Raw genomic sequence first — 21,849 nt, forward strand, 5'->3', positions numbered from 1 at the left:
ATAGACTATAGATAAAAAAATCCCGAACAGTACTGTTCGGGATTTTTTTTATTTTGTTGCTGCGAGCGCTTGCTCAATGTCAGCGATAATATCTGCTTTATCTTCTAGGCCTACAGATAAACGAATGCTTCCAGGTTGTATACCCAATGCTAGTCGTTCTTCTTCCGTAAGTTTAGAGTGTGTTGTTGATCCTGGGTGCGTCGCAATAGAACGCGCATCACCGAGGTTAGATGTGTAGCGAATCATTTGCAAAGTGTCTAAGAAGCGATATGCTCTTTCTTGTCCACCTTTTACTTCAAATGTGACAATACCACCGCCGGCTTTCATTTGCTTTTTCGCAAGCTCATACTGTGGATGGCTTGGTAGAAAAGGATAGTTTACGGCTACGACTTCAGGATGCTCAAATAGGGTTTCAGCTAATGCTAATGCGTTTTCACAATGTCTATCCATGCGAAGGCCTAAAGTGTCTAAGCTTTTGGAAATCGTCCATGCATTAAATGGTGATAAAGCAGGGCCTGTATGGCGGATGAAAAACATCAGCTCGTCGATAAGAACTTGCTTACCTACAATGACGCCTCCCATAACGCGGCCTTGTCCATCCATATATTTCGTTGCTGAATGGATAGAAAGGTCAAAACCATAGCGTAGAGGCTTTTGCAAGTGCGGTGTTGCAAAGCAGTTGTCTATAGCAAAAATGATATGTGGATATTTTTTCTTGAGTTCACCAAGAAATTCTAAATCAGCAAGCTCTAAACCTGGATTTGATGGTGACTCCAAAAATAATATTTTGGTGTTTGGGGTGATTGCTTTCTCCCAAGCGTCATTATCGGCTGCCTCAACATAGGTCGTCGTGACGCCCCATCGTGGAAATAGCTGCGTGAAAAGCTGGTGTGTCGACCCGAAGATAGCTCTGGAAGAAACGATGTGATCGCCACTTTTTACAATTCCAGCGAAAGCTGCGAAGATTGCCGCCATACCAGAAGCAAATGCTAAACCTGCCTCAGCCTCTTCTAGGATACATACTTTATTAATAAACTCTGTTGTGTTTGGGTTTGCGTAACGAGAATACACCAAACCACTCTCCTCTTCAGCAAAGATGGCACGTCCTTGTTCGGCACTATCAAAGATGAAGCTTGAGGTAAGGTAAAGTGGTGCCGCATGCTCCCGGATTGGGGATCTAGGAACTTGCTCCCGAATGATTTTAGATTGATCTTTTTTCATGATGAGCAAATTTATATTTTTTTTAACCGACTGCTTTAGTATATTTTATTTTTTTTGTCTCTTTTTTTGGCTAACCCGTTGAGTTCTTTCCTTCTTCTGCAGAAAAGCTGTTCAATTAAGGCTGTAGCGTAAGATTGTATAGGGATGCCATTGTTTTTTTTATAAATTCGCATTATGGCAAAGAAGAAACCAAATATTCTCGTTGTAAATGATGATGGCATAACGGCTCCCGGTATCAAGGTTTTGCTGGAGGAGATGAAAAAGCTAGGTAATGTAGTGGTGGTTGCTCCTGATAGTCCACAATCGGGCATGGGACACGCGATTACTATTGGTCGACCTTTACGTTTAGACAAGATTGATTTATATGAAGGTGTGGAGATGTATAAATGTTCGGGAACACCTGTCGACTGTGTGAAGCTTGCTATGCATAAGATTTATAATGGTCAGAAGCCTGATTTATGTGTGTCGGGCATCAATCATGGATTGAACTATTCTATCAATGTTTTATACTCAGGGACGATGTCGGCTGCGGTTGAGGGGGCTATTGAAGGAATTCCATCTATTGGTTTTTCGTTAGATGACTTTTCGCATCAGGCGGATTTTTCTTTTTGCCGTCCTTACGTACTAGGGATAACGGAGCAGGTTTTAGCGAATGGACTTCCAAAGAATACACTTTTGAATGTAAACTTCCCTCGTGGAGAAGATATCAAGGGTATTAAAATATGCCGTCAGGCAAATGGCAGCTGGGTAGAGGAGTTTGAAGAAAGAACAGATCCTCATAATCGGGATTATTTCTGGATGACGGGTAAGTTTGAGCTGAATGACCGCGGAGAGGAAACGGATGTATTTGCCCTGCATAACGGATATGCATGCGTGGTGCCTACACAGTTTGATATGACAGCGCACCATGTTATACCAGAGATTAATTCGTGGAGTTTTGATATTAAAGAATGAAAAATAATTTTTGGCAAGGGCTAGCGCTAGGATTAATAGCTCCTCTTTTAGCTTTTTTATTAGAGCGCTATAGCGGATTGGTAGAGGCACTTCTTGGTGAGAAACGATTAGGGATATATTTCGTTTCTGTTATATTAAATCTACTTATTGTACGTTTTTTTTATAGAAGCAATCCGCAGAAAGATCGCTTAGCAAAAGGAGTTATGTTAATTACTTTTGTTGCGATGCTTGTGCTTTTATATATACATAAAATTGATGGTTTGCATGTTTAGTGCATCATTTTGTTTAAATTGTTAAAATCATGAAATTGACACTTGGGTTCTCCCCTTGTCCGAACGATACATTTATTTTCGATGCTTTAATTCATCATAAGATTGAAACGGAAGGCTTAGAATTTGAAGTTTCGTATGAGGATGTAGAGACATTAAATAATAAGGCTTTCAACGGAGATTTGGATATTACCAAATTAAGCTATCATGCTTTTGCATATGCTGCAAAAGATTATGAGCTTTTGGATGCTGGAAGCGCATTAGGCTTTGGTGTAGGACCTTTGCTCATCACGAAAGATGCGAAAATGGCAGAACAGCTTCAAGCTTTACTGCGAGATGGTGTTGCACTACCGGATGTTTTGGCAGGGTTGCGTGTGGGGATTCCAGGGAAATTTACAACAGCAAATTTTTTATTGGGATTAGCTTTCCCTCAATTGCAAAATAAAGAAGAGCTTATTTTTTCTGATATTGAGTCTTCTTTATTAGAAGGGCGCATTGATTTGGGTTTAATTATCCATGAGAATAGATTTACCTATGCACAGAAAGGACTGCATAAAGTTGTCGACTTAGGCGACTATTGGGAAGGGAAAACGGGATTTCCTATACCGTTAGGCGGTATTGTGGTGAAAAGAACGCTGGATCCAGCTCTTAAGTTGCAATTAAACAGGCTGGTAGCGGAGAGTGTGCGCTTCGCCTTTGCTAATCCGAAGTCGGGTTTAGCCTACATTAAAGAGCATGCACAAGAGATGGAAGAAGAGGTGGTTTATAAGCATATTGAACTATATGTTAACGCCTATTCGGAAAACCTTGGTGATGAGGGAAGAAAGGCAATTCAGTACTTGTTTGACCAAGCTAAGGAATTGAATATTGTTCCTACATCCACCGAAAAAATATTTTTAACCTAAGAAAGTAAAAAAATAAGGTATAAGCCTGTAAGTTATCACATCTAATAATTAAATTTGCGCGATTAGTGCCAAAATGTCTGTCAAATGCGATTGGAGTCATTATTGCACAGCGATAAACAGAGTTAAAAAAATATTATGTTAAAATTCTTAAGTAAATTATTTGGCAGTAAGTCTGAGCGAGATATCAAATCAATCCAACCTATTGTAAACAAAATCAAAGAGGAGTACGAAAAGTTGTCGACATTGTCTAACGATGAGCTTAGAGGGAAGACAATTGCTTTCAAAGAACGCATTAAAGAGTATTTAGCGGATATTGATCGTGAAATCACCGAGCTAAAAGTTGAAGCTGATAGCGACGATGTAGATATGGCTGTTAAGACAGAAATCTACGAGAAGGTTGACAAGTTGACGAAAGATCGTGATAAAAAATTAGAAGAAGTTTTGGAAGAGATTCTTCCAGAAGGTTTTGCTGTCGTTAAAGAGACTTCACGTCGCTTAAGCGAAAATAAAGAGTTAGAAGTAACAGCTACTGATTTTGACAGAGAGCTGGCTGGTCGTAAACCAAATGTTATTATTCAAGGAGCGAAAGCGATTTGGAAAAATACGTGGTTAGCGGCAGGTACAGAGGTGGTCTGGAATATGGTTCACTATGATGTACAGTTAATCGGTGGTGTGGTATTACACCAAGGTAAAATTTCCGAGATGTCTACGGGTGAGGGTAAAACCCTTGTGGGTACATTGCCTACTTACTTAAACGCATTGAGTGGTCAAGGTGTGCATATTGTAACCGTGAATGATTACTTAGCACGTCGTGACTCCGAGTGGAACGGTCCTTTATTTGAGTTCCACGGTTTAAGCGTTGACTGTATCGATAAGCACCAACCAAATTCACCACAACGTAGAAAAGCGTATTTGTCTGATATCGTATACGGAACGAACAATGAGTTTGGTTTCGATTATTTACGTGACAACATGACACAGACGCCTGACGCATTGGTTCAACGTAAGTTACACTTCGCGATGATTGATGAGGTGGATTCGGTATTAATTGATGATGCACGTACACCATTGATTATCTCAGGACCTATTCCTCGTGGTGATGAGCATGAGTTTTACCAATTGAAACCAAGAATCGAGCGCTTAGTAAATGCACAAAAAGCATATATCAATACTGTTTTCAACGACGCTAAGAAAGCTATTGCTGCAGGAAATAGCGATGCTGAAGGTGGTGGTATGTCTTTATTACGTGCTTACCGTGGTTTGCCTAAAAATAAAGCTTTGATTAAGTTTTTATCGGAAAGCAATCACAGACAGATTTTGCAGAAAGTTGAAAACTACTATATGCAAGAGCAAAACCGTAACATGCCGAAGGTAGACGCGGAATTGTTTTTTGTTATTGATGAGAAAAATAACCAAGTAGAATTAACAGAAAAAGGTATTGAGTTGATCACGGCGTCTGGTGAAGATCCAACGTTCTTCATTCTTCCAGATGTAGGTTCTGAGATTGCTGATATCGAGCGTTCAAGCGCTACTTTAGAAGAAAAAGCACAAGCTAAAGAAGAGTTGTTACGTGATTACGGTGTTAAATCGGAGCGTATTCACTCCATCAACCAATTGTTAAAAGCATACACTTTATTTGAAATTGATGATCAATATATCGTTGACGAAGGAAAAGTGAAAATCGTTGATGAGCAAACAGGTCGTATTATGGATGGTCGTCGTTATTCTGACGGTTTACACCAAGCGATTGAAGCGAAAGAGAATGTTAAAGTGGAAGACGCGACACAAACGTACGCGACGATTACTTTACAAAACTACTTCCGTATGTACCATAAACTTTCAGGGATGACCGGTACGGCATCTACAGAAGCAGGGGAGTTATGGGAGATCTATAAATTAGATGTTGTTGAGATTCCAACAAACCGTGGAATACAGCGTGATGACCGTCAGGATTTTATCTACCGTACGGCACGTGAAAAATATAATGCTGTAGCACAAGAGATCCAAACACTAACAGAGCAAGGCCGTCCAGTATTAGTCGGTACAACTTCGGTTGAGATCTCAGAGTTATTAAGCCGTATGTTGAAGTTGCGTGGTATCAAACACAATGTGTTGAATGCTAAGCTTCACCAAAAAGAGGCGGATATCGTGGCTGAGGCAGGTCGTCCAGGTCAGGTTACTATCGCAACGAATATGGCTGGTCGTGGTACGGATATTAAGCTTACTGATGAGGTTAAAAATTCAGGAGGTTTAGCGATTATCGGTACGGAACGTCACGAGTCTCGTCGTGTTGACCGTCAGTTACGTGGTCGTGCAGGTCGTCAAGGAGATCCAGGTTCATCTCAGTTCTTCGTGTCTTTAGAAGATAACTTAATGCGTTTATTCGCGTCAGAGCGTATCTCTAACATCATGGTGAAAATGGGTGTGGAAGAAGGCGAAGTAATGCAACATAGCATGTTGACAAAATCTATTGAGCGTGCACAACGTAAAGTAGAAGAAAACAACTTCGGTATTCGTAAGCGTCTATTAGAGTATGATGACGTAATGAACTCGCAGCGTACAGTTATTTACTCGAAGCGTAAAAATGCTTTATTTGGCGAACGTTTGGATGTAGATTTGAATAATACGATCTTTGACGTTGTTGAAGATGTGGTAGCGGAAGCAAAAGAAGGCGGTACTTTTGAGGATTTCCAAATTGAAGTAATTCGTTTATTTGCTATTAATCCTGAAATTACACCGGCAGATTTTGCAAGTGGAAATATTGAAAGCTTAACAGATCAGCTTTTCCAACAAGTAATTACGCATTACCACAACAAAGCGTTACATATTGCTAGTCAAACGTTGCCTGTTTTAACAAATGTATTGGCAGAGCGTGGTGCGATGATTGAAAATGTGGTCGTTCCTTTCTCTGACGGAATTCGTGGCATACAAGTTGCGACAAATTTGTTAAAAGCGGTAGAGTCTGAAGGTAAAGAAGTATTTAAATCTTTTGAAAAAGGTGTTGTTCTAGCATTGATTGATGATGCGTGGAAAGAGCACTTACGTGAGATGGATGATTTGAAACAATCTGTTCAGAACGCTGTTTATGAACAAAAGGATCCAATCATTATCTATAAAATGGAGGCATACAACTTGTTTAAAACAATGTTGGCAGCCATGAATAAAGAGGTGGTTAGTTTCTTGTTTAAAGGAGAGATCCCAGGTCAACAAGAGCCAGAAGATGTTCAAGCGGCGCGTCCAATTCCAGCACAACCAGCACAGGTGAAAGCTACAAAGCAAGAGCTTGCGTCGCCAACAGGCGTTTCTGAAGAAGATTTAGAGCCTCAGGTTACACAGCCGATTAAGAAAGAACAAACGACAGGTCGTAATGACGAATGTCCATGTGGTTCAGGTCAGAAATATAAAAACTGTCACGGAAAGAACAGTTAAGAAATAAGAATTAAAGATGTTAAAAAAAGGGTTGATAGGTGTTCTCGTATGTTTAGGATTTGTGCAAATTTCAAAAGCACAGTCCGGGGGTGTTCAAGTTAATAAGGATTCCTTAATAAGCTTGTTGCAGGCCTTTCGTTCGGAGAACAATATCAACCCTAATACTTCGCGTACGGTTGTAAAAATTGGAGCGAAGGAAGTAGATAAGAAAACCGCCCGCCGTGTTAAAGTACGTGGCTTTCGTGTTCAGATTTTTTCTGGAGGGAACCGTAATGATGCTTATGCCGTGCAGGCAAGGTTTCAAAGTTCCTTCTCTGATATGGGAAGTTATGTCACGTATGATGAGCCCAATTATCGGGTTAAGGTAGGCGATTTCCGAAACCGGACAGAAGCAACCAACTTTATGCGCGAATTACGTTCCCAGTACAGCAATGTATTTGTCTTCACGGAAGACATCTGGGTTTATGAATAATCAATAGCGCTATGTCCACACTTAAAGATCAAGTAAAAGAATTAGCGGCAGCTTATTTTGCCGATACGGTATCCATTCGCAGACATCTGCACCAACATCCAGAGCTTTCTTTTGAGGAGTATGAAACAGTGGCTTATGTCGCTGAACAACTTCGTGAATTAGGAATTCCTTTTGAACCGATGGCAGGAACAGGTTTAGTAGGTTTGATTCAAGGGAATAGTCCTTCTGATCAGGTATTAGCTTTGCGTGCTGATATGGATGCACTACCGATTCAAGAGGTCGAAGGACGCAGCTACGGCTCGCAAAACTCGGGTGTTATGCATGCCTGTGGGCATGATGCACACACGGCTTCTCTCCTTGGTGTTGCCCGCATTTTAGTTGCTATGCGTGATCATTTTGCAGGTACCGTTAAGCTTATCTTTCAGCCTGGTGAAGAACGACTTCCTGGAGGTGCTTCTTTGATGATTAAGGAAGGTGTACTGCTGAATCCTGCGCCACAAGGCATCATCGGTCAACATGTTATGCCTTTTATAGAAGCCGGAAAAGTAGGCTTCCGTGCAGGTAAATATATGGCTTCCTGCGACGAGCTTTTTATGACCGTTAAAGGAAAAGGTGGTCACGGAGCACATCCACACCAAAATATCGACCCTATTGCTATTACTGCGCAAATTATTACGGCATTGCAACAAGTGGTAAGCCGTAATGCTGACCCACGCATACCTACTGTTTTGTCCTGGGGTAAAATTGTTGGAAATGGAGCGACAAACATCATCCCTGATGAAGTTTACCTAGAAGGTACATTCCGTACTTTTGATGAAGATTGGCGTGCCGATGCGCATCAAAAAATGGTTAAGATGGCTACGAGTATTGCTGAAGGTATGGGCGCGGTTTGTGAGTTTGAGGTCCGTAAAGGTTATCCATATTTGATTAATGAGGCGGAAATAACCAATTCTTCGCGTGCTTTCGCTGAAGATTTCCTCGGTGCCGAAAATGTGGTTGAGTTAGATATTTGGCCTGCGGCCGAAGATTTTTCGTACTACTCGCAGGCTATTAATGCATGTTTCTATCGTTTAGGAACGGGCAACGTTGCACGTGGAATAACTTCTGCGGTGCATACACCGAACTTCGATATTGAGGAGCGTGCTTTAGAAACAGGTATTGGTTTGATGGCTTACATCACACTACGTCGCCTAGCGGCTAAATAATCGCTTTTGAACCTTTGGTAGGGTTTTACAATTAGCATCAATTTATTATATGTCTTCACATCATATCGTTCGTGAAAATCAAGAACCTGCATTGATTGTCGCTTCTTTGAAGGGCTTAAATGCAGAATATCTAGGTCAGCTTTTGGAATGGAGTCCCTCCATCTTTGCGAGCGACTATACTGTTGATTTTCTATTGTCCGAACAAATTAAAGTGGATTTTGTGGTTGGCGAAAAGCCTAACGATACAGGCTTTTTTCAAGAACAAACACGCTTTATCAGCCCCGATGGCTCCTTTGTTGATACTGCTTTGAACTATCTTATTGCCAATAATTATAAGGCGGTAAATATCCTAACAGATGTTATTCCAGAGGGGATTGCTGATTTTGCGAAGGCTATAAATTTGGTGTTTTTCGTTGACGGCGTGCGCCATGTGTTGGTTCATACCGATTATGAAAAATGGAAGCAGCAAGGCGATTTGTTATTTGTGAAAGAGTCAGCACTTAAGTCGCTCGTTGGAGTGCGTAAAGTTGCTGACGATACCTTTGAGGTAGAGCACGATGGTTTTATTTATTTGGCGTTTAATACGTCGGATTTTGTGTTGGTAGGAGAAACTATTTAATGGAAATATATAAGGCAACAGCACTAGATTGGGAAAGCATCAGCCAAATGGCCGAACAAAGTTGGCGTACCGGCTATGCTGGAATTTTGGCTGAAGAGCAGATTGATTTTATGCTCAGCCGCAGTTACAAAGAGCAGGGATTTGAAGAAGCTACACAAAAAGGAGATACTTTTTTTATCCTTCGGGACGAAGGAATCAATGTAGGCTTTATTACGATTCTTCCCAAGGGTGACTTGTTGCGTATTGAGAAGCTATACCTTGTGCCAACGGGCCAAGGAAAAGGATATGGTAAACAATTAATTAATTTTGCGGCAGATAAGGCCACTGAATTAGGATTGCCTTATCTTGAATTAAATGTAAATAGAGGAAATACCAATGCCTATAATTTTTACCTAAAACAGGGGTTTGTGGTAACAGAAACGGTAGATATTCCTTATTTTGCATATGTTTTAGATGATTTCGTGATGCAGCGGAAGCTGGCATAGCACTGCGGGCAGCTGTATAAACGGAAATAAAAAGATAATTACTACATGGGAAAAACCAAAATATACGATACGGCCATTAAACAAGAACGAGCAGTTTTGGTTTCGGTCATTACACAGCATACCACAGACGAGAAAGCGCACGAGTATTTAGAAGAGCTTGCTTTCTTGGTAGAAACTGCTGGTGGCGTTGTAGATAAAATTTTTACACAAAAGCTTACTTTACCAGATAAAGCTACCTTTATTGGAAGTGGTAAATTGGAAGATGTGAAAGCATATATTATTGCAGAATCAATCGATATGGTTGTTTTTGATGATGAGTTATCGCCTTCACAATTACGAAATATAGAAAAGGAATTTCAGATTAAGGTATTGGATCGTTCCAATCTTATCTTAGATATCTTTGCAAAGCATGCGCAGACGGCACAAGCAAAGACTCAGGTTGAGCTCGCTCAGTTGCAGTATCTTTTGCCACGCTTAACGCGTATGTGGACCCACTTGGAGCGTCAGCGTGGTGGTATCGGTATGCGTGGTCCTGGTGAAAGCCAGATTGAGTCGGATAGACGTATGATTCTTAACAAGGTATCTTTGTTAAAAGAGCGTTTGAAGGCTATTGATAAGCAAAATGAAACACAAAGAAAGAGCCGTGGCGAGTTGATTCGTGTAGCTTTAGTGGGTTATACCAACGTGGGTAAGTCGACGATTATGAACATGATTTCTAAGTCTGATGTGTTAATTGAAGATAAGCTTTTTGCAACCTTAGATACAACCGTTCGTAAGGTCGTTATCGATAACTTGCCTTTCTTGCTTTCTGATACCGTAGGATTTATTCGTAAGCTACCTCACCATCTGGTAGAATGTTTTAAATCAACGTTGGACGAGGTGCGTGAAGCCGATGTTTTAATTCATGTGGTTGATATCTCGCATCCTAATTTTGAAGATCATATTGTTGCCGTTAACGACACCTTAGAAGAGCTTAAAGCGTTGGATAAGCCTGTTATTACCGTATTCAATAAAATAGATTTGTATAAAGCGCCTGTATCCGAAAATGAAGAAGGTGAAGAGATTAAAGTTACTTTGAAAGACTTTGAGAACTCCTGGATGGCAAAAAATGCAGATCCTGCGCTCTTTATTTCAGCAACGAACAAAGAAAATCTAGAAGAGTTCAAAGTGAAGCTTTATGAAATCATTGTTAAGCTTCATAACGAGCGCTACCCCTATAGCAATTTGTTATATTAAGAAATAGTTTAGGATATTTTATCCCAGGTGATCCCCGAGTTCTGTCGGTGTAAGAACAGTTTTAAGAGCTGGTTTTTATGCTCCAGAAGTTGGGGATCTTCTTTAAAGAGTTGAATCACCGTTTGACGCGCTCGTGTTAAAATAGCTTGATCGCTGGCTAAATTCGCTATTTTCATGTCCAGCACACCCGACTGTTGTGTTCCAGAGATATCACCCGGCCCACGGAGCTCTAGATCAACCTCTGCGATTTCGAATCCATCATTGGTGCGTACCATTGTTTCTAAGCGCGTACGTCCCTCCTTGCTGAGCTTATTGCTCGACATAAGGATACAATACGATTGTTCGGCTCCACGTCCTACCCTGCCACGTAGCTGATGCAGCTGCGAAAGGCCAAATCGCTCGGAGTTTTCAATAATCATCACCGATGCGTTAGGCACATTTACCCCCACCTCAATAACCGTTGTAGCAACCATGATTTGTGTCTCTCCTTTAATAAAACGCTGCATCTCGAAATCTTTTTCTTTGACACTCATTTTGCCATGCACAATACTGATGTGGTATTTAGGCGCTGGAAATTCACGCTGCAAATTTTCTAATCCTGCTTCTAGATAGAGCAAATCCATCTTTTCGCTTTCCTTGATCAATGGATAAACGAGGTATATTTGGCGTCCTTTGGCAATCTCTTCACGCATAAGCCCGAAAGAACGAAGACGTTGGTTTTCAAAAAAATGAACCGTTTTGATAGGCTTTCTACCTGCAGGTAACTCATCGATAACAGAGATATCCAAATCGCCATACATCGTCATAGCAAGGGTTCTCGGGATTGGTGTAGCTGTCATGACCAACATATGTGGTGGAATAACATTCTTGCGCCATAATTTCGCCCGTTGTTCTACCCCAAAGCGGTGTTGTTCGTCGATAACGACGAAACCAATATTTTTAAATTTTACCTTATCTTCAATGAGGGCATGCGTACCAATCAAGATATCTAAAGAGCCTTCCTCCAGCTCTTGATGGATTAATCGACGCTCTTTTGCTCCTGTAGACCCTGTCAATAGCTTTACAGAGGCGAGCCCCTCACCTAGCAACTCTCGGATGCCTGCATAATGTTGCTGAGCCAAAATCTCTGTAGGCGCCATCATACAGGCTTGGTAGCCATTGTCAATCGCTAAAAGCATGGACATCAGGGCAACAACAGTTTTTCCTGATCCTACGTCTCCCTGCACCAAACGATTCATTTGAGCGCCAGTATTAGTGTCGAGGCGTATTTCTTTGATAACACGCTTTTGCGCATTGGTCAACGGAAACGGAATACGTTCCTGAAAGAAGGTGTTGAACTTCTCTCCCACTTTATCAAATCGATGACCTTTATATTTGCTGGTATTCAGTTGTTTGTTGTGAAGTAAACGCAGCTGAATAAAGAAAAGTTCTTCAAATTTTAAACGTTGAATTGCGGCGTTTAGGTCTTGTACACTCTGCGGAAAATGGATGGCTAATACCGCTTTCTGGTGACTCATTAAATTATGGTCAGCGATGATATGTTCAGGCATGGTCTCCTGTAGGCCGTTGTAGAGTAGCTCTAGCGCACTTTGCTGTAGCTTCTGAATGCCTCGGGTTTCTAAACTAAACTTTTTTAGTTTTTCTGTCGATGAATAAACGGGTTGCATCGTTAAGTTACCAATCTTTTTCTCTTGCGATTGGTACAGCTCCATTTCCGGATGTGTGATGGATAATTGCCCGTTAAAGGAACTCGGTTTACCATAGATAATATAAGCGGCACCTTCCTTAAGTCCTTTTCTTAACCAGGTAATACTTTGAAACCAAACGAGTTCTATGACGCCCGTTTCATCTCTGAATTGCGCTACTAGTCGCTTGCCACGCTTCTGCCCGACTTCTTTGATGTGACTTAATCGACCAAGCACCTGCGCACCAATCATGTCGGGGTGTATATCTTTTATTTTATGAAATTGCGTGCGGTCAATATAACGGAATGGGTAATACTGCAATAAATCACCAATGGTGAAAATCGCTAACTCTTTTTTGAGTACATCAGCTTTCTGCGTGCCTACCCCTTTGAGGTAGTCTATGGGAGTTATTGTTGTTAAATTAGCCATCCTTCAAATGGCTAATTTAACAAATATTGGCTAAAAATTATAGTGTTGATGGCTTAAGAACGACCTTTTCACCTTCGCAGGCTATTGTTGGCGGCTTTTGTCCACACACAATGCCTACGCAGGTTTTGTTTTCTAAGATTTGCTTTTTGCTGACTAATTGTGTGTATGTATTGGTCAGAACGAGAAATTCGTTTCTTTTAATTTTGTTATTTATAGGGATAAATTCTGGGCAACAGTCTTTAGGAATGGCTATTAGACTCCAATCGTTCGCATTTCCACAGACTACATCTTTGTAGAAAGTGTCAATTTCTTTTTTTCTGCTTGCAATCTCTTTATTTGTTTCCGCTAAATTAAGGTCTTTAATAAGCACTAATGTCGCTTTTCCATTTTTACATTCTTTGCGGATGGGCGGTGTTGCAGGCAACATAATCATATCATTATATACGCGACCATCTCCGGCAGCTTTGTCGGCTTTAGCACGAAAGTTATTATATTCTTTTTGGAGTTTTTCAAACTCTTTTTTGATACTGGGATGATTTAAGCTATATATGTTATAGCCTATTGAAACGACCTCAAAGTCATCAATATTTGTGCACGAAACTTTTTGGCTAAGTGCTTGAATTTCATTTAGTTTTTCATTAGCAAGGTTCGACCAATGCTCATACGTTTTTTCATCCTTACTACACGCCAATACAGCCGTGCAAAGCACTAGAAATAAGAAGATTCTTTTCATGAAAATAAGATTAGTTAGTCTTTTTATAACGTTGTACACGTAAGCTGTGCTACAGCCTTTATTTTTTATTTTTGATGAATAGTCTAGCAATAGTTTCCCCGTTGAAAAGTGCAATGGCGAGGAGTAGGATGCCATAGGCGATATATCGTCTTGGGTCTACATATTCCTTGAAATAAAATAGAGCTAGGAGAAAGGCTATGATAGGGTTGATGTAGAGCAGAATACCGGTGGTGCTCGATGATATTTTAATCAGGGCATACATGCTCAAGAACAAAGGAATGATGGTGAATAGCACGGCTATTAATACGATATTAAACCAAAAATGAGCACTTGTCGGTATAGGGTGATGTTGTAGTAGGAGTATAGGGATGATAAAGACACTACAAATAAGCAATTGCAAAGCGAGAAGATTTAATTTGTCAAAACCTTTTACCGTGCGTTGAATAATCAGGTAGAATGCATAAAAGGCGGCTATAGTGATAGATACAACGACATGGAGTAAGGAGCCTGTCATCAGTAGGTATACACTGAAGCTAGCGAGGAGTAAGGCTATCCATTTTTGTTTAGATAATTCCTCCTTGAGCAGAAAAAAAGCACCAAAAGCGGTAATTAAAGGGCAAATCATGTAGGCAAAAGCAGCTGCTTGTACGCTTATATTATTGATGGCGTAGATGTAGCTGTACCAGTTTCCGAAGATTAAAATAGCGCTTAAAAAGGTTTGTACGGCAAACTTTTTACGTTCTTTAGGTAAGAGCGCTAAGTAAGTAGCTTTATCTTTTAAGATGGCTTTGCGACGAAATAATAGGAGGTAGGTGCTCAGTAAGAGTACAGCAGTAATGATGCGATAATTTAGGATATCATCTGCTGGCCACGCTTGAATTTGTCGCACAGGGATTGACATAAATCCCCAAATTAAAGGTGGTAAAAAAGCCGCAATAAAATACGTACTGCGGCTTTCTTGATTATTTTGTTCGCTGTTCACGTTTATGCTTTCCAGGCAATAACGGATATTTCTACGTTTACATTTCTAGGGAGCGTCTTTACGGCAACACACTCACGAGCAGGTTGTTCTTCCGTAAAATACTGTGCATAAACCTCGTTTATTGTTGCGAAGTCGTTCATGTCGCTGATAAAAATTGTCGCTTTTACGACATCAGCAAAGCTGTAACCCGCATGGGTTAAGATAGCTTCTACATTCTTAAGTACTTGGTGTGTCTCGTCGGCAACGCCTGAAGTTACCAATTCCATCGTCTCTGGAATAAAAGGAACCTGCCCAGATACATATAAGGTGTTTCCCGCTTTAACGGCTTGATTGTAAGGGCCAATCGCTGCTGGCGCATTCGTTGTGTTTAAAAGTTGTTTCTTAGACATGTAGCTTGTTATTTCGAAAAAAATACTTTGTAAATAATCGCCAACAAGAACATACTAATCGCAATAATATTCATGATGCGCATCGCTTTTCGGTTAAATTGCGAAGACTTGGATAGGAAAGGTTTGTTATCTTGTGGCTTCATAAAGCTAATTTACGATGCTTCACCCGCAAAACAAAGCTTTTATCCTTATTCTTCATCCGTTTCTAAGCGATTAAGCTCCTCGTAGTTCGCATTTAACTTTTTGAGTAATCTTTGATATAAGAGTTTGTAGTAAAATTTCATCAATAGAATGAAAAGAATACCGAATATTACTAAAAAAAGAACCGTTATGAGGAGAACAATCATTTGCCCTTCTTCCGTGCGTGTTTGTAGCTTCATAACCGTTTCTTCAACGATGACGAGTAGAAACACGATCGCAAAACAGTAGATATTAAATTTTATATAATTATTAACCTGTTGTCGTGTACTCAAAATATTTTTGAGGAGAACATTGGTGTTTTTTGTATTTCGAATCGTGGCATAGCTCTTAAAAAAACGATAAATGAAGTAGATGATAATTATTTGAAATAAAATAGCATATACTTGATAGATAACCGACAAGTGCGGGTACTGATCCATCCGTTCTGTATTGACAAAAAGCCCCATTACAAAGCCTACAACGAGTTCAATGACACTGATAATAAATATCCACTTCACGATAGAAGAGGAGCTTTTATGGCGCATCACTCGTATTTCCTCTTTGTCGATCTTGGGGAAGTTACTATCTTTTTGCCAATGTTGTTTCAGTAAATCTAGTCCGTCCATGATGCTTCTCCTTTCTGATTTAACATGTTTTTCAGTTTTGTTTTGATGCGATTCATCTTCACACGGGCATTCCCTTCGGTAATACCTAGCGTTTCGGAAATCTCCGCATAATCTTTATCTTCTAAGTACATGTAGACGAGTGCTTTTTCAATGTCGTTGAGCCTGTGTACCGCTTGGTAGAGTACCGCAAGCTGTTCTTCTTGCTTGGCATCATATTCTTCGTAAGAGATGTTGAGGAAGCTATTATCTAAAGCTACCGTTTCAATTTTTCTTTTTTTCGTGCGGAAGAGGGATATCGCCGTGTTTAATGCCACACGATAGGCCCACGTAGAGAATTTTGATTACCCTTTGAATCGGGGATAAGCATGCCACAACTGGATGACCATCTCCTGAAATAAATCCTTATGTGTATCCATGTCAGAAGCATACAACCTACATATCTTGTGCAGTATGTTTTGGTGTTGTTCCAACAGGTTTACGAATTCTATTTCGAGGTTTTTATCCATGTACAGCCTATAAGTCGAAGATAGGGATAAGATGTTACACTGTGACGGTAATTTAGCTATAAATTCTTTGCTTTTTGTTACCTTCGTTTGATGGCTAAATCAAAATCTTCTTTCCTTTGTCAGCAGTGTGGCTATGCTTCGGCGAAGTGGTTGGGACAATGTCCTTCCTGTAAAAACTGGAATACTTTTGTTGAAGAACTTGTCGAGCAAGGGAGCTCTAAAGTGCCCGATTGGCGCAGTAGTACAACACAAATTTCAGGGAAAAAGACAAGTAAAGCGGCCATTATCCATGAGATTGTATATCAAGATGAACAACGCATGGCGACACCCGATAAAGAGTTTAATCGCGTATTGGGTGGAGGTATTGTTCCAGGTTCATTGGTGCTCATCGGCGGGGAGCCCGGTATTGGGAAGTCTACGCTCATGCTGCAGGTGGCCTTAGGCCTTTCGCAGGTTAAAACATTGTATATTTCGGGAGAGGAGAGTGAGCAGCAAATAAAGATGCGTGCAGAGCGCTTGTCTCAACATGCAAAAGCAAATTGCTATATCCTAACGGAAACCTCTACACAACAAATTTTTAAGCAAATTGAAGTCGTGCAGCCAGATATTGTGGTTATTGACTCGATACAAACCTTGCATTCATCGCAGATTGAATCGGCTCCAGGGTCAGTTTCGCAGGTGCGTGAATGTACAGCAGAGCTGCTTCGCTTCGCTAAAGAGACAAGCACGCCTGTCTTTATTGTCGGTCATATCACGAAGGACGGCTCCATTGCTGGGCCTAAAGTGTTGGAACACATGGTGGATACCGTGTTGCAGTTTGAAGGTGATCGTCATCATGTATATCGGATTCTTCGAGCCGTAAAAAATCGCTTCGGCTCTTCCTCAGAGCTCGGCATCTACGAGATGCAGGGGCAAGGCTTACGCGAAGTGTCTAATCCTTCAGAGATTATGCTATCGCAGCGTGAAGAGCCTGTCAGTGGCGTTGCTATTGCCGCCATGTTGGAAGGAGCGAGGCCTCGTTTGATTGAGGTGCAGGCCTTAGTGAGTACTACTGCTTTTGGGAATGCACAGCGCACCTCTACGGGTTTCGATTCGAAGCGCCTGAATATGCTATTGGCGGTGCTAGAGAAACGCTTCGGTTTCCGATTGAGTGCTCAAGATGTGTTTATTAATATTGCTGGAGGTCTGCGTGTTGAAGATCCGGCTATCGATTTGGCCGTCGTAGCGGCTATAATTTCATCGCAGCAAGATATGCCTCTTCCTGGTCATCTTGCCTTTGCTGGTGAAATAGGGCTGTCTGGAGAAATACGTGCCGTAAATCGTATTGAACAGCGTATTGCTGAGGCTGAGAAGCTCGGCTTTGAAGGAATCTTTATATCGAAGTACAATACTAAAGGTTTGGATCCTAAAAAATTCAATATTGCTATTCGCCCTATGGCAACCTTAGAGAATTTGTTCAATGCCTTGTTTGGTTAAAAAATAAAATCTCCTGCGGGGGATGAAATATAGACTTCGTCTTATAAAAAATAATGCTGCCCTCCAAAGGGCAGCATTATTTTTTATTTTAAAATTTCGGCTAATTTAGCCTTAAGGGCATCACCATGAAGGTTTCTAGCGATAATAACACCTTCTGGGTTAACCAAAATGTTCTGTGGTATAGCTTTCACGCCGTATAGTGTTCCTGCGGCATTGTTCCATCCTTGAAGGTCAGACACATGCTTCCATGTCAGCTTATCGTCGGCAATACCTTTGATCCAGTCTTCATGCTTTCTATCGAAGGAAACCCCTAAGATTTAGAAGTTTTTATCTTTATATAAATTGTAGGTAGCCACTAAATTTGGGTTTTCGGCACGACATGGCGGACACCATGAAGCCCAAAAATCAACCAATACGTATTTGCCTTTTAAATCCGTTAACGAAAAAGGATCACCATCGGGTGTGAGCTGCGTAATTGCAGGTGCTTTTTTACCAACAGCCGCATTTTCTAGTCGTTTTAGATAGTAATCAAAAATTTGGCCTTCCTTTGATTTACGCACTGATTTGTCCAGTCCGCTGAATAGCGTGCGTAGTTCACGATAATCCGGATCATAGCCACCAATTTTCTGTATCAATTTAATACTTTCTACAGTTTTTGGATTCGCTTTTACTTGTTCCTTTAGTGTCTCCTTTTCGGTTTGTGCGAAAAGGAAAAACGGTATAGCAAGTAGGGTAGTTAACCAAAGTTTTTTCATGCGTTTTAATATTTAATAGCCAAATATATAAAATCTACCAGAGTAGTAGGTTATGCGTGTTTGGAAAATGACAAAAAGCTTTCAATTCGAAATTAAACAAATTTTAGGACCTTTCCGTCTTAAAAATGGGAAATGTAGGCTGATTTCTCTCGCTTGAAGTCCTTGAAATTAAGAGAAATAAGTCAACACAATCGATTTAGCTGGTAAAAATGCATTTTTTTGCAGGATTTCGCATGATTTTTTCGGTTTCCCAATCTTTTATTTTTAAATTTGTTATTCAGGTTGTTAAACAGTATATATTCCTAAATTAAATGGCAAGATTAAATTTACTAGAGGAGACACGTTTTGAACGCGTACCAGTAACGGTATCCGAGAATCAAAACGTTGCCTCTGTTGATGTTGCTCAGCGCATAGCTACCATCATTAAACAAAAACAAGAAAAAGGTGAAACGGCTGTTCTCGGACTCGCAACTGGAGCGACTCCGGTGAAAGTTTACAAAGAGCTTGTACGTCTTCATAAAGAAGAAGGATTAAGCTTCAAGAATGTGGTTACTTTCAACTTGGACGAGTATTATCCAATGAAGCCAGATGCTGATCAAAGCTATGTGACTTTCATGAAGAAAAACTTGTTTGACCACATCGACATCCCTGTTGAGAATATCAATATTCCTGATGGTACTTTACAAGAGAGTGAAATTCATGCTTTCTGTGAGGCATACGAGCAGAAGATTTCCAGCCTTGGTGGTTTAGATATTCAATTATTGGGTATCGGACGTACAGGACACATCGGCTTTAATGAGCCTGGTTCAGCGCCAAACTCGGGAACACGTTTAGTTATTTTAGATGATTTAACGCGTCGTGATGCTTCACGTGATTTCGGTGGTAAAGAAAATGTACCAACCAAGGCCATTACTATGGGGGTAGGAACAATCTTCAAAGCTAAGGAGATTGTGTTATTGGCTTGGAATGAGAAAAAGGCTGAAATCATTAAGAAAGCCGTAGAAGGGGAAATTTCTGGAGAAATTCCAGCGACATTCTTACAGCTATCGCCGAATGTAGAATTTATTCTTGACGAAGGAGCTGCTTCTCAGTTGACACGTTTCGACTTACCTTGGTTAGCCGATGAAGTTGTATGGACGGATAGCCTAACGAAAAAAGCAGTTGTTTGGTTGTCTTTGAAATTGAACAAAGCAATTTTGAAGCTTACTGACGAAGACTACAATAATAATGGTATGGCACAGTTGGTAACGGAAAAAGGACCAGCTTACAGCATCAATATCAAGATTTTTAACGAATTGCAGCGTACGATTACGGGATGGCCAGGTGGTAAACCAGGGGTGGACGACACCAACAGACCGGAGCGTGCTGAGCCTGCGCGTAAAAATGTAATTTTATTCTCTCCACATCCAGATGATGATGTAATTTCTATGGGTGGAACATTCATCCGCTTGGCTGATCAAGGACACAACGTTCACGTTGCTTACCAAACTTCAGGAAATACAGCGGTATGGGATGATGATGTATTACGTTATTTAGAGTTTGTTCAAGATTTCGCTGGTGCTATCGATGATGATCAAGGGTTGACGAAGAAAATCTATACCGATGCACAAGAGTTCTTTAAAACAAAACAACCAAATCAGGTAGATCCAGAAATTATCCGTACAATTAAAGCGTTAATCCGTAAAGGTGAAGCTATCGCTGGAGCGCGTTTTGTAGGGTTACCTAACGAAAATATCCACTTCCAAGATTTACCTTTCTATGATAGAGGGAAATTCTCTAAGGAAGTTTCTTACGAAGATGATGTGCAACAAACGATGGAGTTATTACGCCATGTGAAGCCTCATCAAGTATTTGCGGCAGGCGATTTTGCCGATCCGCACGGAACGCACCGCGTATGTTTTGATATCCTATTTGAAGCATTACAGCGCTTAGCGAAAACTGACGAGTGGACAAAAGATTGTTGGTTATGGTTATACCGTGGTGCTTGGCATGAATATCCAATCCACGAGATTCAAATGGCTGTTCCACTTTCTCCGCAGGAGGTTAAGCGTAAGCGTCTAGCCATCTTCAAGCACCAGTCACAAAAAGATGTTCCTGTATTCCCGGGTGATGATCCACGTGAATTCTGGGTGCGTGCTGAGGATCGTACAAGCGAAACAGCTGGTTTATACCACAAGTTGGGATTAGCAGATTATGAAGCTATCGAAGCATTCGTAAGATGGGACTTCCAATAATAAGATAAAAGTAAAAGGGGCTTCTTTATGAAGCCCCTTTTTTTGTTATTATAAAATCTGTTGAATGATTGTTTCTAGTTCGCTGAGCACCGTAGCTCCCTGCTGTAATAGAAATGTATATTTTAAGGAGTTCGGAATAAAACCGTAGTGTTTTTTGAAAGCCGTTGTGAAATGGGTAGAATGTTTATAACCCGTCATGTGTGCTACATCTGAAATACGGTGCTGCCCCGTCATAATGAGCTCTTTTGCATATTCCATTTTCTTATCCGTGATGTAGTTCATCACCGTTTTTCCAAAATATTGCTTAAAATATTTTTTTAGGTATTGAACATTTGTGCCCACCTGCTTCGCCAGCTCTGGGATGCTATGACTTTGCGATAGATCGTCTTCTATGATTTGTTTGGCGAGCACTATTTTGTCGTAATGGCTTTTTAAGGCAATAACCTCATGATTCTCACTCTCTACAACCAGCGTTTCTGCTTGGCGCAGGATAATTTCTAAAAGGATAAGCTCCCTTTTCAGCTTAAAGAAATCTTCACTTTCTGTTTGTCCACAAATTTGTTCAAATAGTAAACGTAAGTGTTGATCACTACGCGTAAAATAGCCCGAAAGGAAACGGTCTGTCTCTTGGTGGTACTTTTCGTGAAAAAAATGTAAGTGTTCGGGCGAGAAAATTATGATGACACAACGGTTGCTAGGGCAAGGACTGATAAAGTCTATAGTAGCACCTGCATTAATATAATGGATGGTGTTGAATCCTTTTTCGAGTAGAAACTGGTGGTCATCTATTCGGTAATTGATGGAATCAGAGTCATCGCTTAATATAATGTTTAAATAATGGGCTTCCTGTGCGTTATAAGCTAACGTATGTGCTCCTTCGACAAGCTTGTGTTTGAAATTATATTGTGCAGAAATAAAAGGCATGTCAATAAATCATTTTTATTTAGACTTATTCTAATTATGTCAAAGATAGCTTTTTTCTTTACGTAAACAAATTCCTTTCATCAAGAAAGGGAAGATTCTTTTGGCCCAACTACCTATTATTTTTCTTTTACTGTA

The 21,849-nt window shown here is 40.5% G+C and carries 19 protein-coding genes and 2 pseudogenes; 11 read left to right on the forward strand and 10 right to left on the reverse strand.

The window, feature by feature from the left end; all coding sequences use genetic code 11:
• Positions 1 to 48: 48 nt before the first annotated feature.
• On the reverse strand, positions 49 to 1,221 hold the full coding sequence (locus WH223_RS13995) for a trans-sulfuration enzyme family protein (protein ID WP_340048365.1): 1,173 nt from the start codon (positions 1,219 to 1,221) through the stop codon (positions 49 to 51).
• A gap of 174 nt (positions 1,222 to 1,395) precedes the next feature.
• Between WH223_RS13995 and surE the strand changes: the two genes are divergently transcribed.
• The 9 genes from surE (at position 1,396) to hflX (ending at position 10,795) form a co-directional block, all read left to right on the forward strand.
• Complete coding sequence (gene surE / locus WH223_RS14000) at positions 1,396 to 2,175, forward strand: 5'/3'-nucleotidase SurE (RefSeq protein ID WP_340048366.1); 780 nt, start codon at positions 1,396 to 1,398, stop codon at positions 2,173 to 2,175.
• Entirely contained in the window at positions 2,172 to 2,447 is a 276-nt protein-coding gene (locus WH223_RS14005; RefSeq protein ID WP_340048367.1) for a hypothetical protein, read from the forward strand. The genes surE and WH223_RS14005 overlap by 4 nt, the downstream gene beginning before the upstream one ends.
• A 29-nt stretch (positions 2,448 to 2,476) precedes the next feature.
• Complete coding sequence (locus WH223_RS14010; RefSeq protein ID WP_340048368.1) at positions 2,477 to 3,349, forward strand: 1,4-dihydroxy-6-naphthoate synthase; 873 nt, start codon at positions 2,477 to 2,479, stop codon at positions 3,347 to 3,349.
• Positions 3,350 to 3,484: 135 nt separating this feature from the next.
• Positions 3,485 to 6,778 carry a preprotein translocase subunit SecA gene (gene secA / locus WH223_RS14015; protein WP_340048369.1) on the forward strand — a complete coding sequence of 1,098 codons (3,294 nt, stop codon included), beginning with the start codon at positions 3,485 to 3,487 and terminating at the stop codon, positions 6,776 to 6,778.
• A 16-nt stretch (positions 6,779 to 6,794) separates the two neighbouring features.
• Positions 6,795 to 7,250: an SPOR domain-containing protein gene (locus WH223_RS14020; protein ID WP_340048370.1), complete on the forward strand. Its 456-nt coding sequence runs from the start codon at positions 6,795 to 6,797 to the stop codon at positions 7,248 to 7,250.
• An 11-nt stretch (positions 7,251 to 7,261) separates the two neighbouring features.
• The gene (locus WH223_RS14025; protein ID WP_340048371.1) at positions 7,262 to 8,455 is read left to right on the forward strand and encodes a M20 metallopeptidase family protein; all 1,194 of its coding nucleotides are present in this window, start codon (positions 7,262 to 7,264) and stop codon (positions 8,453 to 8,455) included.
• Positions 8,456 to 8,504: 49 nt separating this feature from the next.
• A complete protein-coding gene (locus tag WH223_RS14030) occupies positions 8,505 to 9,074 on the forward strand; it encodes a thiamine diphosphokinase (RefSeq protein ID WP_340048372.1) in 570 nt (189 codons plus the stop codon).
• Positions 9,074 to 9,559 (forward strand): GNAT family N-acetyltransferase, encoded by a 486-nt coding sequence (locus WH223_RS14035; RefSeq protein ID WP_340048373.1) that lies wholly within the window; start codon positions 9,074 to 9,076, stop codon positions 9,557 to 9,559. The genes WH223_RS14030 and WH223_RS14035 overlap by 1 nt, the downstream gene beginning before the upstream one ends.
• A gap of 45 nt (positions 9,560 to 9,604) precedes the next feature.
• Complete coding sequence (gene hflX / locus WH223_RS14040) at positions 9,605 to 10,795, forward strand: GTPase HflX (protein ID WP_340048374.1); 1,191 nt, start codon at positions 9,605 to 9,607, stop codon at positions 10,793 to 10,795.
• An 8-nt stretch (positions 10,796 to 10,803) separates the two neighbouring features.
• Here the strand turns inward: hflX and recG are convergent, their stop codons facing one another.
• From recG to WH223_RS20125, 7 genes and pseudogenes are all read right to left on the reverse strand, one after another.
• On the reverse strand, positions 10,804 to 12,909 hold the full coding sequence (gene recG / locus WH223_RS14045) for an ATP-dependent DNA helicase RecG (RefSeq protein ID WP_340048375.1): 2,106 nt from the start codon (positions 12,907 to 12,909) through the stop codon (positions 10,804 to 10,806).
• Positions 12,910 to 12,946: 37 nt separating this feature from the next.
• A complete protein-coding gene (locus tag WH223_RS14050) occupies positions 12,947 to 13,642 on the reverse strand; it encodes a hypothetical protein (RefSeq protein ID WP_340048376.1) in 696 nt (231 codons plus the stop codon).
• Between the two features lie 58 nt (positions 13,643 to 13,700).
• Positions 13,701 to 14,624, reverse strand: a complete 924-nt coding sequence (locus WH223_RS14055) for an EamA family transporter (protein ID WP_340048377.1) — start codon at positions 14,622 to 14,624, stop codon at positions 13,701 to 13,703.
• A gap of 2 nt (positions 14,625 to 14,626) precedes the next feature.
• Positions 14,627 to 15,013: a RidA family protein gene (locus WH223_RS14060; protein ID WP_340048378.1), complete on the reverse strand. Its 387-nt coding sequence runs from the start codon at positions 15,011 to 15,013 to the stop codon at positions 14,627 to 14,629.
• Between the two features lie 188 nt (positions 15,014 to 15,201).
• Entirely contained in the window at positions 15,202 to 15,819 is a 618-nt protein-coding gene (locus WH223_RS14065) for a hypothetical protein (protein ID WP_340048379.1), read from the reverse strand.
• A pseudogene (locus tag WH223_RS14070) lies at positions 15,807 to 16,148 on the reverse strand (RNA polymerase sigma factor); the annotation flags it as partial. The gene WH223_RS14065 and the pseudogene WH223_RS14070, both read right to left, overlap by 13 nt.
• 12 nt (positions 16,149 to 16,160) lie before the next feature.
• On the reverse strand, positions 16,161 to 16,325 hold the full coding sequence (locus WH223_RS20125; RefSeq protein WP_445265619.1) for a sigma factor: 165 nt from the start codon (positions 16,323 to 16,325) through the stop codon (positions 16,161 to 16,163).
• 90 nt (positions 16,326 to 16,415) lie between these two features.
• Between WH223_RS20125 and radA the strand changes: the two genes are divergently transcribed.
• Complete coding sequence (gene radA / locus WH223_RS14075) at positions 16,416 to 17,801, forward strand: DNA repair protein RadA (RefSeq protein ID WP_340048380.1); 1,386 nt, start codon at positions 16,416 to 16,418, stop codon at positions 17,799 to 17,801.
• An 83-nt stretch (positions 17,802 to 17,884) separates the two neighbouring features.
• Here radA and WH223_RS14080 read toward each other — a convergent pair.
• Positions 17,885 to 18,556: pseudogene (locus WH223_RS14080) on the reverse strand (TlpA family protein disulfide reductase).
• 311 nt (positions 18,557 to 18,867) lie between these two features.
• On the opposite strand from WH223_RS14080, the gene nagB reads away from it, so the two are divergent.
• Complete coding sequence (gene nagB / locus WH223_RS14085; RefSeq protein ID WP_340048381.1) at positions 18,868 to 20,790, forward strand: glucosamine-6-phosphate deaminase; 1,923 nt, start codon at positions 18,868 to 18,870, stop codon at positions 20,788 to 20,790.
• A 48-nt stretch (positions 20,791 to 20,838) separates the two neighbouring features.
• Here the strand turns inward: nagB and WH223_RS14090 are convergent, their stop codons facing one another.
• Positions 20,839 to 21,714: a helix-turn-helix transcriptional regulator gene (locus WH223_RS14090; protein ID WP_340048382.1), complete on the reverse strand. Its 876-nt coding sequence runs from the start codon at positions 21,712 to 21,714 to the stop codon at positions 20,839 to 20,841.
• Between the last annotated feature and the right edge of the window lie 135 nt (positions 21,715 to 21,849).

The organism is Sphingobacterium sp. MYb382 (genome assembly GCF_037572665.1).
Classification (GTDB): domain Bacteria; phylum Bacteroidota; class Bacteroidia; order Sphingobacteriales; family Sphingobacteriaceae; genus Sphingobacterium.